Source organism: Mesorhizobium sp. M1227, assembly GCF_040318315.1.
GTDB lineage: Bacteria > Pseudomonadota > Alphaproteobacteria > Rhizobiales > Rhizobiaceae > Mesorhizobium.
In genome coordinates, this window is sequence record NZ_JAMYLZ010000003.1 from 34,486 (window position 1) to 48,645 (window position 14,160).

The 14,160-nt window shown below is 62.5% G+C and carries 12 protein-coding genes and 1 other RNA gene; 6 read left to right on the forward strand and 7 right to left on the reverse strand.

Annotated elements, in window-relative coordinates; genetic code table 11:
* Nucleotides 1-118: 118 nt before the first annotated feature.
* Together NKH28_RS05670 and NKH28_RS05675 are read right to left on the reverse strand one after the other, a co-directional pair.
* Nucleotides 119-1,291, reverse strand: a complete 1,173-nt coding sequence (locus tag NKH28_RS05670; protein ID WP_352978132.1) for a lytic murein transglycosylase — start codon at nucleotides 1,289-1,291, stop codon at nucleotides 119-121.
* An 80-nt stretch (nucleotides 1,292-1,371) separates the two neighbouring features.
* Entirely contained in the window at nucleotides 1,372-2,169 is a 798-nt protein-coding gene (locus NKH28_RS05675) for a glycoside hydrolase family 25 protein (RefSeq protein WP_502896455.1), read from the reverse strand.
* Between the two features lie 405 nt (nucleotides 2,170-2,574).
* On the opposite strand from NKH28_RS05675, the gene NKH28_RS05680 reads away from it, so the two are divergent.
* Nucleotides 2,575-3,954 (forward strand): serine hydrolase domain-containing protein, encoded by a 1,380-nt coding sequence (locus NKH28_RS05680; RefSeq protein WP_352978134.1) that lies wholly within the window; start codon nucleotides 2,575-2,577, stop codon nucleotides 3,952-3,954.
* A 24-nt stretch (nucleotides 3,955-3,978) separates the two neighbouring features.
* Here NKH28_RS05680 and NKH28_RS05685 read toward each other — a convergent pair whose 3' ends face one another.
* The 5 genes from NKH28_RS05685 to NKH28_RS05705 all read right to left on the reverse strand — a co-directional run bounded on the left by NKH28_RS05685 (nucleotide 3,979) and on the right by NKH28_RS05705 (nucleotide 10,679).
* Nucleotides 3,979-4,287, reverse strand: a complete 309-nt coding sequence (locus tag NKH28_RS05685) for a HigA family addiction module antitoxin (protein WP_352820363.1) — start codon at nucleotides 4,285-4,287, stop codon at nucleotides 3,979-3,981.
* 12 nt (nucleotides 4,288-4,299) lie between these two features.
* On the reverse strand, nucleotides 4,300-4,596 hold the full coding sequence (locus NKH28_RS05690) for a type II toxin-antitoxin system RelE/ParE family toxin (RefSeq protein ID WP_352978136.1): 297 nt from the start codon (nucleotides 4,594-4,596) through the stop codon (nucleotides 4,300-4,302).
* Between the two features lie 137 nt (nucleotides 4,597-4,733).
* Nucleotides 4,734-5,399 (reverse strand): class I SAM-dependent methyltransferase, encoded by a 666-nt coding sequence (locus tag NKH28_RS05695; RefSeq protein WP_352978138.1) that lies wholly within the window; start codon nucleotides 5,397-5,399, stop codon nucleotides 4,734-4,736.
* Nucleotides 5,396-6,643: a BtaA family protein gene (locus NKH28_RS05700; protein WP_352501071.1), complete on the reverse strand. Its 1,248-nt coding sequence runs from the start codon at nucleotides 6,641-6,643 to the stop codon at nucleotides 5,396-5,398. The genes NKH28_RS05695 and NKH28_RS05700 overlap by 4 nt, the downstream gene beginning before the upstream one ends.
* Nucleotides 6,644-6,725: 82 nt before the next feature.
* Nucleotides 6,726-10,679: a hydantoinase B/oxoprolinase family protein gene (locus NKH28_RS05705; RefSeq protein ID WP_352870918.1), complete on the reverse strand. Its 3,954-nt coding sequence runs from the start codon at nucleotides 10,677-10,679 to the stop codon at nucleotides 6,726-6,728.
* 181 nt (nucleotides 10,680-10,860) lie between these two features.
* Between NKH28_RS05705 and NKH28_RS05710 the strand changes: the two genes are divergently transcribed.
* The 5 genes from NKH28_RS05710 (at nucleotide 10,861) to rnpB (ending at nucleotide 14,146) form a co-directional block, all read left to right on the forward strand.
* Nucleotides 10,861-11,073 (forward strand): hypothetical protein, encoded by a 213-nt coding sequence (locus NKH28_RS05710; protein WP_352453143.1) that lies wholly within the window; start codon nucleotides 10,861-10,863, stop codon nucleotides 11,071-11,073.
* Between the two features lie 197 nt (nucleotides 11,074-11,270).
* Nucleotides 11,271-11,990, forward strand: coding sequence for a TerB family tellurite resistance protein (locus NKH28_RS05715; protein WP_352471547.1), 720 nt, complete (start codon nucleotides 11,271-11,273; stop codon nucleotides 11,988-11,990).
* Entirely contained in the window at nucleotides 11,987-12,754 is a 768-nt protein-coding gene (locus tag NKH28_RS05720; protein WP_352471548.1) for an N-acetylmuramoyl-L-alanine amidase, read from the forward strand. The genes NKH28_RS05715 and NKH28_RS05720 overlap by 4 nt, the downstream gene beginning before the upstream one ends.
* A 184-nt stretch (nucleotides 12,755-12,938) precedes the next feature.
* Nucleotides 12,939-13,688 carry a lytic transglycosylase domain-containing protein gene (locus tag NKH28_RS05725; RefSeq protein ID WP_352471549.1) on the forward strand — a complete coding sequence of 250 codons (750 nt, stop codon included), beginning with the start codon at nucleotides 12,939-12,941 and terminating at the stop codon, nucleotides 13,686-13,688.
* A gap of 59 nt (nucleotides 13,689-13,747) precedes the next feature.
* Nucleotides 13,748-14,146: RNase P RNA component class A (gene rnpB / locus NKH28_RS05730), an RNA gene on the forward strand.
* Nucleotides 14,147-14,160: the final 14 nt, after the last annotated feature.

Below are 14,160 nucleotides of genomic sequence, written 5' to 3' on the forward strand. Positions count from 1 at the left end.
ATGGTGAATAGTGAATAGTGAATAGTGAATAAATGAATAGTGGTAATTCTGGTGCTCAATGCGGCTCCGGTGCTATTCTTTTCACCATTCACCATTCACCATTCACCATTCACCACCTTCACAGCCTGGCCAGCAGCTCCGGAGTCGGCCAGCCGTCGACCGGCAGGCCCAGACGCATCTGCTCCTTACGGATGGCTTCGCGGGTGTTGGTGCCCAGGATGCCGTCGACGGTGCCCACGTCATAGCCTTTCGCCTCGAGCTTGGTCTGTAGCGCCTTCATCTGGTCGACGTCGAGGCCGGGTTCGGGGTTGCGCGGATCGAATCGCGGCGCGCCCCCCAGTCGGGCGGCAAGATTTGCCGCGGTCAGGGCATAGGTGAAGGACTGGTTCCACTCGAGATAGACGTCGAAATTGTCGTAGGTCAGGAAGGCTGGCCCCTTGCGACCCATGGGCAGCGCCAGGCCGGCCTTCAGGCCGTTGTCGAGAAGCGGCGTACCGTCGGGCCTGGTAACGCCCCACTGGCTCCATTGCGTCAACGGCAGCTTGTTGGTGCGTCCCGTCTGCTCCCACGGCAAATCGTCAGGCACACGGACTTCCTCGATCCAGGGCTGGTCGCGCTTCCAGCCGCGCGACTGGATCTTGCTGGCCGTGCTCATGATCACGTCCGGCGCGCTGCCGCGCAGGTCGACCAGGCCGTCGCCGTCGCCGTCGACGCCGTGGCCGAGATAGTCGGAAGGCAACATCTGCGTCTGGCCGATCTCGCCGGCCCAGGCACCGGTCACGTCGGCCGGCACCACGCCGCGATCGATCAACATCAGCAGCGGCACGATCTGCGGCCGGAACAGCTGCGGACGGCGGCAGTCATGCGAGAGGCTCACCAGCGCGTTCAGCGTATGAAAATCGCCCTGCACGGCGCCAAAATCGGTCTCCAGGGCCCAGAAGGCGGCGATGACCGGCGCCTGCACGCCGTATTTGCGATCGGCGCGGACAAAGACCTCGGCATATTTTTGCAGATTGGCCGCACCTTGCTTCAGCCGATGGGACGAGATCATGCGGTTCGAGAATTCGATGAAGGTCTGGGTGAAGACGCCCTGGGCGCGGTCGCGTGCCAACGCCTTCTCATCGAGGGTGGCGTTTTCCAGCGCATCAAGGCCGGCAGCGCCGACGCCGGCCGCCCTGGCCTCCGCCGCCACGCCGTGCTTCCATGACTCGAAATCCCCGCCGCATTGCTGTGCCGCGGCCGGCACGGCGGTCAGGAGCAGCGCCGCGAGAAGTCCAAAGCGCAATCGCATCGCTATCCTTCCAAGAAGATTACCGGCGGTTGCAGGCATTCGTCGTTGGCTGTGTCGAAAAGCAGGCGGCAGGCCTGGTGTCAACGGGTGTTCTGCCGCAACCACTTCTTCCACGCGGCTTCGGAGCCGTTGAAGACGCTGATGTCGGCGTTTCCGGCCATGCCCGGCACGACACCCGTTCCGGTATACTGCCAGAAGGTGAAGGGATGGCTGCCGTATTTCTGGCGCGGGTGCCCGGCGACGGAGCGCAGCCAGTAGGGGTAATTGCGGAAGCCCGATAAACCGTTATCTTCGAAGAAATCGACAGACGTGTAGATGATTGGCTTCTTGCCGTAGTATTTTTCGACGATTTCGAGGAACGTGCTCATCTCGCTGCGTACCGTGGCGGGATCGGGCCGCAGCTTGCAGGTCGGCGATTTCGGGTTCCATTCCATGTCGAGAACCGGCGGCATCGCCGAGCTGTCTTTGGGCACGTTCTGGATGAACCAGCGCGCCTGGGTAGCGGCCGGCGTGCAAAAGTAGAAGAAGTGATAGGCGGCGCGGGGAATGCCCGAGGCCTTGGTGCGGCTCCAATGCTCGCTGAAAGCTTCATCGAACCGGTCTCCGCCCTCGGTTGCCTTGATGAAGGCGAAGGAAATGCCGCTGGCCCTGGCCGCCGGCCAGTCGATCGAGGTCTGGTATTTGGAAACGTCGGTGCCGTGGACGGCATAGCTCCACGGTGCGCCGCTGTCCCATTCATGCGGGTCGGAATCGGCAAAACGCGGCGCGCGTACCGCAACCATCGAGGCGCTGGACGACGACAGCGATGGCGTCAGATCCTCGACCGTCGAGCAGGCACCAAGCAGCGTCAGCGTGATGAGAACCGCGAAACGGCGCATCGCTACTTCCCGAGCCGGTTTCAGCCGGCCGCTGATGGGTCTTTCCGCGGGTGCCCCTCGACCGGGCGCAGCGTGTCTGAAACCGACTTACGCGACGCGCCTGGATCTTCGTTTCATGCATTCCCAAACCGTTACGCAGTTTTGGGACGCATGCATTCAAGCCCCGCCGGACGGTCACCCCACAGGATCGCCCGGTCTGTCCCAAGCGCCTCGCTTCGACGCGCTTAGCTCTTTTGTCTATGCATGTCGTTGTCCCAAAACCGCTGCGCACTTCTGGGCGACATGCACCTGTGATCGCCGATCATGGTTGATATTCGGTTGACGGCGCTCGACAAGAGCCGCGATTTTGCCGAAACAATGGCGGCAAATCGATGACATAGATCGCGCTCAGGGGAATTCGAAAAAATGCAGATCCTCCTGAAGTTCGTCAAATGGCTGCTCGGCCTGGCTGTGCTGGCCGCTGCGATACTGGCCGGCTGGCTGTATTTCGCGCCGCCGGAACTGATCCGCGTCGGTTCCGGCTATGCCGCCAAGATCGTCTGCTCGAACGTCTTCATCGCCGGGCGAGACGCCAACGACGTGCTCGCCGTCGATGTGCAGGCGCCGGGTCATCCGCTGCTGAAGCTGATGAGAGTGTCGGTGGACAAGGAGAAGGGAACGGTTTCGGCGGGCCTGTTCGGCGCGCTCGGCAAAAGTGTCGCGGTTGCGCGCGACGGGCTCGGCTGCGCCTCGGTTCCCGACGGCGATATTGCCGCCGCCAAGGCTGCCGCCGGAGCTGCACCGACGCCGGCGCCGCTGCCCGATCTGATCTGGCCGGAGGGCGACAAGGCCGATGCCTCGCAGGATCCCGAGGTCGCGAAAGTCCTCGACGATCCAGCCATGAATGGCGCCGGCATGCGGGCGGTCGTGGTGGTCAAGAACGGCCGCATCGTCGCTGAGCGTTATGGCGACGGCTTTTCCGAAAAGACGCCGCTATTGGGCTGGTCAATGACCAAGACGGTGAATGCGGCGATCGTCGGCACGCTGGTGAAGGAGGGCAAGCTGGCGATGACCAACCAGGGCCTGTTCGGTCCCTGGAAGGGAGATGGCCGCGCCGTGATCAGCCTCGCCGACATGATGGCGATGTCGAGCGGGCTGGAATTCAACGAGGATTATGGCGACGTCGCCGACGTAACGCGCATGCTCTATCTCGAACCGGACATGGCGGGCTTTGCCGGATCCAAGCCGCTGACCGGCGAGATCGGCAAGGTGTTTTCCTATTCGAGCGGCACGGCGGTGATGCTGTCCAGGCTGTGGCAGGACGCAATCGGCGACAAGGACAAGGCACTGGCGTGGCCGAGGACCGCGCTGTTCGATCCGCTCGGCATGCAGAGCGCTGTGCTTGAGGCCGACGAGCACGGCACCTTCGTCGGCTCGTCCTATCTCTATGCCACGGCACGCGACTGGGCGCGCTTCGGCCAGTTCCTGCTGCAGGGCGGCGTCTGGAACGGCAAGGAGATCCTGCCCGCCGGCTTCGTCGACTGGATGCGGGAACCGGCAACTGCCTCGAAAGTCTACGGCAAGGGGCAATTATGGATAGAAGGACCGGGCGACGAAGAAAACCCCGGCGCCGGCGTTGCCGCAGGTCTGCCGAAGGACACCTACTGGATGGAGGGACATGACGGGCAGACGGTCGCCATCATCCCCTCCGAGCAGCTGGTTGTGGTGCGGCTCGGGCTGACGCCGGCCAGGCTCGGCTATCGGCCGCAGGTGATGGTGGCGGCGCTGGTCAAGGCGCTGCACTGAGGAATGCGGCGGTCGCAGTCTTGTCTATGCGGCTGTCGTCAAAGGCTTGGCGCGATCAACACGCGCCCGCTCGTCGGGTGAATTCATAACCGTCCAAAGATCGTTACGGCGCTGGACGTTCAACCAGAAATCCGGGCTGTTGCCAAACACCCGCGCCAGAATGAGCGCGGTGGCCGCCGTCACGTTGCGGCGGCCGTTGCACAATTCGTTCACATGCTTGCGCTGGACGCTCATAGCTTCGGCCAAAGCCGCCTGTGTCAGGCCGAGTGGTTGCATGAATTCTTCCGTAAGAATTTCGCCAACCGTTGCTGGCTTGCGTGCGGTCATCAACATGTCTCACCTCATTTATATATAACTGTGGTCGTCGAGATAGATGTCCGACGCCTCGCCCCGGCCCCCGTCCCAGCGGAAGACCAGCCGCCATTGTTTGTTGACACGGATCGTATGGAAGCCTTCGAGATTGCCGCGCAACTTCTCGAAATGGTTGCTGGGCGGCACACGCAAATCCTGATCGATCGCCGCGTCGTCAATCATCTGGAGCTTGCGGAACAAGCGGCTTTCGAGATCGGACGGAATATTGCGGGAGTGGGTGTCGTCCACGAAGAAAGCCCGCAGCCATCCATCTCTAAAGCCGATGATCATCCCATGCTTCCGGCGAGGAGATAATGTACCACTCCTTGGGTCATATGGCAATGTGTGATTTAGCCAATTAACTGATTTCAGCCACGGCCCCCATTTAGTAGGATTGGAGCCCCAAACCTTCCACGGCCAAATTGATATTAGATGGCGATCTTGATTACGGCGAGCCAGCTGTAGCCGCGATAAAGTGTTCTGAATCGAAGGCTTGCGCCGGTTCTTGCAGATTCCGAATCCAGAACCGCGCGCAACGATTCACGCGGCTCGACGTGGAATTTTTTCAGCCAGCCGCGCAACAGCGTGCGGAACCAGCCGGGCAGGGCCTCCTGCTGGCCGAAATCGACGACGTGCAGCGAGCCGCCCGGTGACAGGGCAGCAAGAGCCGCGAACACTGTCTTCTCCCAGCCGGGAATCATCGACAGCGAATACGAGACAAAAATGCGGTCGAAACTTTTGACGCCGAACAGCGCTTTCGCGTCGAAATTCGTGGCATCGCCGCGCGCCAGCGTGATGCGGCCGGAGAGGCCTGCGCGCGCGAGGGCGGCAGTGGCCGTCTCCAGCATCTCGGCCGAAATATCGAGGCCGAAGAAGCGCGCGCCGGGATAGCGGCGGGCGGCGAGGATGATGTTGCGGCCGGTGCCGCAGCCGAGCTCGAGCACGGTGCCGCCGGCCGGCACATCCAGTCCGGCGATAAGCCGGTCGCGGCCGAGCAGATAGTATTTGCGGGTCAGGTCGTAGATATGACGCTGCCAGCGGTACACGCCGTCCATCAGCTCGGCATGGCTGGCCGGCAAGTCGGTCGTGCTCATGCGGACCGCTTCACATAGAGATGGAAGCCGCCATAGATGGCCGAGCGGTCGCGCGCCGAAAACTCGCGCGAGGCGTCGTTCTCGTAGCGCCACTGATCGAGCAGCGAATTCGAGACGCGGCCGGGCAGCAGGCTGGGTTCCGCTGCCGTGCGGAAGATGACGCGGGCGCCGGTGGAGGCGGTTCGGGTGATCTCGGCCCACAAACCATTGAGCTGGTGGTCGGTCATCCAGTCCTGTGCATCGAGCAGCACGAAGCGATCCACCGAGCCGGCATCCTTGCCGGCAAGGAACTCGATCAGATTGGCGTGGTGGATGGCAACGCGATCGACATTGTTGCGGATCGTCTTGTAGTTGCACTTTTCGAGATAGGCGGGCAGGGCGGCCTCGCCCGGATCAGGGTAGCGGCGGGCGAAAGCCTGCCAGGCGAAATAATTGGTCTTCAGCGGAAAATCGCAGGCGAGCTTTTCCAGTCGTGCCTTCAGCACGCTGGCCATGGTGCCGTCACCCGAGGTGATCAGCGAATCGTACTGGGCCGGCGGAATGCCGAGGCCGAACAGCGAGGCTTTTCGTGAGGTCGCCCATTTCAGCAGCGGTTTTTCGAAGACCGGCGCCAGCTCTTCGTCGAAGAAGCGGCGCTGATCGGCGATGCTCTTGGCGTCCATGATGCCGGCCGGGTCGACGCCGAAGAATTTTGCGGTGCGGTGGCCTATGGCGATGAACAGGCCAAGCAGGCCGGTCTGGTAGAAATTGCGGTCGAAGACAGCGATGCGGCGACGGCCGCGCCAGTTGCGGCGCTCCCAATAATGGCGGCTGACCGGGTCGAGATGCGGTGCGATGAAGCGATCGTAGGCCTGTGAATTGTGCCCGGTCTCAGCCGCGCCGAAGAAACGGAACAGGTCGCCCTGCGACGGCAGGTGACGGACGGCTTCGAGCTTCATGCGGTTCAGCGCGATATGGGCAGCGTTGAGGTCGACGGCATCGATCCTTTCCGGCGAGCGGGTGAGATAGGCAAGGATGTTACAGCCGCCTGAGGCAATGGTGACGATGCGGTGGCCCGTCCCGAGCTGCATCGCGTCCATGTCGATTTCGGGGTCTTCCCAGATCTGCGGATAGACGAGGCCGGAGAACAGGAAGGCGAACAGGCGCTCGGAGATGCCGGCTTTCGACAGCGGGCGGTTCTGGTAGACGGCCTTGCCGACTTCCTTGCCGCGGCGAAAAACCAGGTCCCCAGAAATGTCCGTCATGGCAAGGCGATTCCCCGTTTGCGTTGCCGCAAGCGGGTAGCGCAGGGTGATGACAGGCCGGTGACAGCCTGTTGACGCGAGTTCAGGCCTTGCCAAATCCACCTGGGGTCGGCGTCGTCACGATGACCGCCTCGCCAGCGTCGAGGATGGTCTGATCGCAGGCTTTCAGCGTCTCGATCGCGCCGGTCTTGCGGCGGACCTTGGTCGAACCGGCCTCGCCATCGCCGCCTCCGTCCAGTCCCCGCGGCGGGCGGTTGCGATGCGAGGACAGGATCGCGCATTCCATTTTTTCGAGGAAGCGGATAGTGCGCCTGGTGCCGTCGCCGGCATTCCATTTGCCTTCGCCGCCGGAGCCTTCGCGGATATGAAAATCCTCCAGCAATACCGGGAAACGCAGTTCCAGCACTTCCGGATCGGTCAGGCGCGAATTGGTCATATGGGTGTGGACGCCGGAGGTGCCGGCAAAACCGCGGCCGTCGTTCATCCGGCCGGCCGGCGAGCCCGAGCAGATCGTCTCGTAATACTGGTACTGCTTGTTGCCGAAGGTGAGATTGTTCATCGTGCCCTGCGCATTGGCCATCGCGCCCATGGCGCCGAATAGCGCGTTGGTGACGTGTTGCGAGGTCTCGACATTACCGGCGACGACTGCCGCGGGATAGGCGGGTTTCAGCATCGAGCCGTCGGGAATGATGATGTTGATCGGCCGCAGACATCCGGCATTCATAGGGATGTTGTCTTCGACCATGACGCGGAAGGCATAAAGCACAGCGGCTCGGGCGACCGGCTCTGGCGCATTGAAATTGTTCTTCATCACCGGCGACGTTCCGGTGAAGTCGACGGTCGCTTCGCGCTTCCGCCGGTCGACCGATATCTTCACCTTGATCATTTGGCCGGTGTCGGTCGGGTATTCGTATTCGGAACTGTCGGGCAGCCGCTCCAGAACGCGGCGCACGCTTTCGGCGGCATTGTCCTGGACATGGCCCATATAGGCTTCGACCACATCGAGGCCGAAATGGGCGACCATCTTGCGCAGCTCGGCGACGCCCTTTTCGTTCGCGGCGATCTGCGCCTTGAGGTCGGCGATGTTCTGGTGCGGATTGCGCGCCGGGTAGGGGTGGTCGGTGAGCAGCGTCTCCAGGTCCTTCTCGCGGAACCGGCCGCGATCGACGATGCGGAAATTGTCAAACAGCACGCCTTCCTCGTCGACGGTTGTGGCAAGCGGCGTCATCGAGCCGGGCGCGGTGCCGCCGATGTCGGCATGATGGCCACGCGAGGCGACGTAGAAGAGGATCTTCGGCGATTGGCCGATCTCCCCCCTTGTGGGGGAGGTGGCGGCGAAGCCGCCGGAGGGGGTCGTTGCGGCAGTGCTCGACGCACTTGTGGTGCCTTCTGCGAGGACCCCACCCGGCCGCTTCGCGGCCACCCTCCCCTCAAGGGGGAGGGAAAACACCGGCGTCACCACTGTGATATCAGGCAGATGGGTGCCGCCATTGTAAGGCGCGTTCAGCGCAAAGACGTCGCCGGGACGGATGTCGCCGGAGTTGAGCCGGATGATGGTTTCCACCGAGCGGTCCATCGAGCCGAGATGCACCGGCATATGCGGCGCGTTGGCGACCAGCGCGCCATTCCGGTCGAAAACGGCACAGGAGAAGTCGAGGCGCTCCTTGATATTGACCGAATAGGCGGTGTTCTGCAGCGTCACGCCCATCTGCTCGGCGATCGACATGAACAGGTTGTTGAAAACCTCCAGCATCACCGGATCGGCTTCGGTGCCGAGTGCGGCGTGTCGGCGCTTCTTCTCGACGCGCCGCATCAATACGTGGTTCTTGGCGGTGATCTCGGCCTGCCAGCCCGGCTCGACGACGATGGTCTGGTTAGGCTCGATGATCAAAGCGGGGCCGGCGATCTTGTTACCAGGCTTCAGCGTTTCGCGAGGGAAAATGCCGGCGTCGCGCCAGACGCCGTCGACAAAGATTTTCCGGTTCCCGGAAGGATTTGCGGCCATGTATTCAACAACTGAATCGCTTTCGTCGCGGCCGGTGCCGCCGGTATCGGTACCTTCGACGCCGATCGACTCAACGATCATCGGCTTGTCGTCATAGACGAAACCGAACTGTGCCTTGTGCGCCGATTCGAAGTCCGCCTTGGCCTGCGCAATCGAGCCGTGCCCGAAGTTCACAGGCAGCGCGGTATCGGTGCCGTCGTAGCGGATCTGCAGCACCGGTCTCGAGACGACCGCGTCTTCGCTGATGCCTTGCGCGGCGAGTTCGTCGATGACGGCTTTGCGCAGCGTTGCGATGAGTTCATCGATCGCTGGCCCGGAATTGTCCGCCAGCGGCTTCAGCAGCGCCTGCTGGCGTGACGCAAATACAGAGGATAGGCCGATGCCGTATGCCGAGAGCAGGCCTGAGAAGGGATGGATCAGCACCGCCTCCATGCCGAGCGCATCGGCGACCAGGCAAGCGTGCTGGCCGCCGGCGCCGCCGAAGCAGTTCAGGAGGTATTCGGTGACATCGTAGCCGCGCTGCACCGAAATCTTCTTGATGGCGTTGGCCATGTTTTCGACGGCGATGGTGATGAACCCTTCGGCGATGGTTTCCGGGGAGCGGCCGTCGCCGATCTCGGCGGCAAGGGCCGCGAATTTTTCGCGAACCATCTGGACGTCGAGCGGTTCGTCCTGGCCCGGTCCAAAAATAGCCGGGAAGAACTCGGGCCGCAGCTTGCCCAGCATGACATTGGCGTCAGTGACGGCCAACGGGCCGCCGCGCCTATAGGCGGCCGGGCCGGGATTGGCGCCGGCCGAATCCGGCCCGGCGCGAAAGCGGCCGGCCTCGTAATGCAGGATCGAGCCGCCGCCTGCAGCGACGGTGTGGATGCGCATCATCGGCGCGCGGATGCGCACGCCGGCGACCTCGGTGTCGAAGGCGCGCTCGTAGTCGCCATCGTAATGGGCGACATCGGTGGAGGTGCCGCCCATGTCGAAGCCTATGACCTTGCCGAAACCGGCGAGTTTTGCCGTCTCGACCATGCCGACGACGCCGCCGGCCGGGCCGGACAGCAGCGCATCCTTGCCCTGGAACATGTCGGCGGCGGTGAGGCCGCCCGACGACATCATGAACATGAGGCGAGGGCTTTCCCTCCCCCTTGAGGGGAGGGTGGCGGCGAAGCCGCCGGGTGGGGTCGGCTCGACTGGGTTCGACCTACTCTCCCCCCTTGAGGGGGAGATGGCCGCAAAGCGGCCAGAGGGGGTCCTGTCAGAAGGCACCACAGGGGCGTCGAGCACTGCCGCAACGACCCCCTCTGTCGGCTCCGCCGACATCTCCCCCTCAAGGGGGGAGAGGACGCCCAGTTCCTTTGCCACTCTTTGCACATACCTAGCCAGGATCGGCGACAGGTAGGCGTCGACCACGGTGGTGTCGCCGCGGCCGACCAGCTTGATCAGCGGCGAGACCTCGTGACTGACCGAGACCTGCGAAAATCCGAGTTTTCTGCAGACCTTCGCAACTGCCTTTTCGTGATCGGGATGTTTCCAGGCATGCATGAAGACGATCGCGACCGCATCGATGCCGTCCGCCTTGGCTTGCTCAATAGCCGGGCGTACCGAAGCAATGTCGAGCAGGCGCTCGACACTGCCGTCGGCGCGAACCCTTTCGTCGATCTCGACGACGCGCTCATAGAGCTGTTCGGGAAGTATGATCTGCTTGGCAAAGATATCTGGCCTGGCCTGATAGGCAATCCTCAGCGCATCGCGGAAGCCTTTGGTGATGAGCAGCAGCACACGGTCGCCCTTGCGCTCGAGAAGCGCATTGGTGGCAACCGTGGTGCCCATCTTGACATCGCCGATCAGAGCGGAGGGGATTGGAGCGCCGGGTTGGACGCCGAGCAAATCGCGAATGCCCTGGATGGCAGCGTCGGCATAGGCTTCGGGATTCTCGGACAGCAGCTTGCGCGGGTGCAGCGCGCCTTGCGGGTCACGGCCGATGACATCGGTGAAGGTGCCGCCGCGGTCGATCCAGAAATCCCATTTTGCAGTCACAGCGGCGCTCCCGGGATTTTTCCCTGTTCGATCTGTTAGCTCGCGAGGCCCTGACCGGCAATCGTCAAGTGATTGGAATATGTTACAGGCAGAAATGCAACGTTACGAAACTCATGCGCAGCTTACGCATTGTGTCCTCGACCGCCGCCGGTAACGGAGGCGTGATTAGAGGAGAGATATCATGAAGAAACTCATTCTTGCGTCGGTGTCGGCGCTTGCGTTGCTTGGCCTTGCCGCCTGCAGCAACAGCGGCACCGACAACACCACGACGCAGAGCACCAACCCGCCGGCATCCGACCAGACGATGAAGCCGGCTGCTCCTGACGCCAACAAGCCTGCCGAGCCGGCTCCGGCTCCGGCACCTGCGCCTGCGCCGGCTGCTCCGGCTCAGTAGTCAATGTGACAGCCAAGGAAAGGCTGGCCTCACAGGCCGGCCTTTCTGCTGCTTACGATACCAGCGCCTGGCGGCCGAGTGCGACGACGTGAGCGCTGGCGCCAGCCGCCTCAGGCATCGCGCCAAATCGATTGGGCCAGCCCCTGCGGCACTGTCTTGGCTTGATAGCGATGGGTGGTTGGTCCTATGAAGCCCCCATGTCGATTTGGGACCGCCTTGGCGACTTCGTCACACGCGTTTCATCTTCAGCGTCGTCAGGCGTCGCCGAAGTGGTCGAGGCCGTGCGCACGGTTTTCTCCGGCGATGCCGATCTGCGCCGGCGCGTCGCCTTCTCGGTGGCGATGATCGCCCTGTCGGCCAAGATGGCCAAGGCAGACGGCATCGTCACGCAAGACGAGGTGCGCGCCTTCCAGGAAATATTCGAGGTGCCGAAGGAACAGAGGCGCAATGTGGCGCGGCTCTACGATTTGGCCAAACGCGACATTGCCGGTTTCGAGACCTATGCCGAGCGGATGGCGCAGCTTTGCGGTTCGGGCCATTCGAACTGCCTGATGCTCGAGGATATACTCGACGGGCTGTTCCACATCGCCAAGGCCGACGGGCTGGTGCATGAGCGCGAGGGCGAATTCCTGCATCGCATCGCCGAGATATTCCGCATCGATGAGGCGCATTACCAGAGCATCCTGGCCCGGCATGTCGATCTGGGTGCCGCCGATCCCTATGTTGTGCTCGGCATCGAGCGCGGGAAGCCGTTCGAGGAGGTCCGCAGGCGCTACCGCAAGCTGGTCTCCGACAATCATCCGGACCGGCTGATCGCACGCGGCCTGCCGCAGGAATTCATCAAGATCGCGACGACCAGGCTGGCGGCGATCAACGCGGCCTATGAAATGATCGAGCGAGGCCTGCGGCACGCATGAGCGGCTTTCCGCCCGATGAGCCGAGCGCCGAGGTCAGGGTATCGCCGAATTTCGGACCACGGCGCGGGACGCTCGGACCCGATATGATCGTGCTGCACTACACCGGCATGGCTACCGGCGCCGGTGCCGAGGCATGGTTGTGCGATCCGGCAAGCGAGGTCTCGTCGCACTACCTGGTCCATGAGGACGGCCGCATTGTTCAGATGGTAAGGGAAAGCGACCGCGCCTGGCATGCCGGCAAGAGCTCGTGGTTCGGACAGAGCGACATCAACTCCTGTTCGATCGGCATCGAGATCGTCAATCCGGGGCATACGCTCGGCTATCGCAACTTTGCAAAACCGCAGATCGGTGCGGTGATCGGCCTGTGCGCCGGCATCATCGAGCGCCATTCCATTCCGGCGCAGCGGGTGCTTGCCCATTCCGACGTGGCACCGGGGCGCAAGGTCGATCCAGGCGAGAAATTTCCATGGAAGGCCTTGTTTGCCGTCGGTATCGGCCATGTTGTGCCGGCAGCACCGATCCGGCGCGGCGCCGTGCTGAAGCCAGGCGATACCGGCGCCGAGGTAGAGGCGCTGCAGTCGATGCTGGCGCTCTATGGTTATGGCGTCGAGATCACCGGCGCCTTCGATCGGCAGACCGAAATCGTGGTAGAGGCATTTCAGCGGCATTTCCGGCAGCGCCTGGTCGATGGCATGGCTGATGGATCGACGATCCGCACGCTGGAAAGGCTGCTCGCTTCCGTAAGGATAGCCTCTCTCAAATAATCTTTTGCAGCTTAAAAATTACAATCTGTTACTCAAAGTGACTTGCGTCGCCTTCTTTGGCGCCAATTCCGTCGTCAAAGGCGATCCGTACAGATTGTCGGACGTCTATCCCCCCAAATGTTCCGATGTTGATTGAGGGTATCTGCGCGAAGTTCTTTGTGCAGATCAAACAGAACAGGATCACATGCAGAAATTGACCGTTTTAACGGCAGCCATTGCTGCCGGCGTAATGACTTTTGCCTTCAGTGCGGCAAACAGCGCACCGCTGAGCCAGCGGGCCGATCAGGGCTTCAGTGCCGCAGCCGGCAAAACCGCCGTGCCGAAAGCCACCCGTGGTGCAAAAGTAGAGAAGACCGCCACCGCAAAAGTGGAACAAGCAACCGCGGTAAGGACGAAAAAGCCGGCCCCTGCGAAAAAGCCAACCGCTGCAAGAAAGACAATCTCAAAACACTATGTGAAGCGTAACCGCAAAAGCATCGACCACATGGCAACGGCGTCAGTCGCTCCGAAGAGCAGGCCAGCGCCTCAGGCGGTGGTAGTCGGCGCCAGCGGACAGTATTCGGCGATCATTGCGCGTTATGCCGCCAGCTATGGCGTCCCGGTGTCGCTCGCCAACGCCGTCATCAAGATCGAAAGCAACTACCAACCGAACCAGGTCGGCAGCGCCGGCGAGATCGGCCTGATGCAGATCAAGCCGGCGACGGCGCGGATGATGGGCTATAGCGGTTCGGTTCAGGGCCTCTATGATCCAGATACCAACATCAAATACGGCATGAAGTACCTCGCCATGGCGCGGGATCTCGGCGGCGGCACGACCTGCGGCACGATCCTGAAATACAATGCCGGCCATGCCGCCACACGGATGAACCCGGTGTCCGCAGCCTATTGCGGCAAGGTCAAGGTCCAGCTGGCTGCACTTGGAGCGCCCGCCTGACAAGCGACAACTTGCTTTTTCGTTTGCGTTTTCGGGCCTGAACCCCTTTATACGCCTTGCCAGCTGGCCGGGCGGCCGCACCCGCGAAGCCGAAAGGCTGCGGGTGAGGAAAGTCCGGGCTCCATGGAGACACGGTGCCGGTTAATGGCCGGCGGGGGCGACCCCAGGGAAAGTGCCACAGAAAGCAAACCGCCACGATCCAATCGTGGCAAGGGTGAAAGGGTGGGGTAAGAGCCCACCGCGCGACTGGCAACAGGAGCGGCACGGTAAACCCCACCGGGAGCAAGACCGAATAGGGGCGGTGCGAGGGGAAACCCTCGAGGGCTGTTTCCGGCTCACCGTCCGGGTAGGTTGCGTGAGGCGTATGGCAACATGCGCCCAAGATGAATGGCCGCCACGTTCTCGCCGTGTAAGCGGCGAGGGCCATACAGAACCCGGCTTACAGGCCAGCTGGCAGTTTTCCCCGATAAAA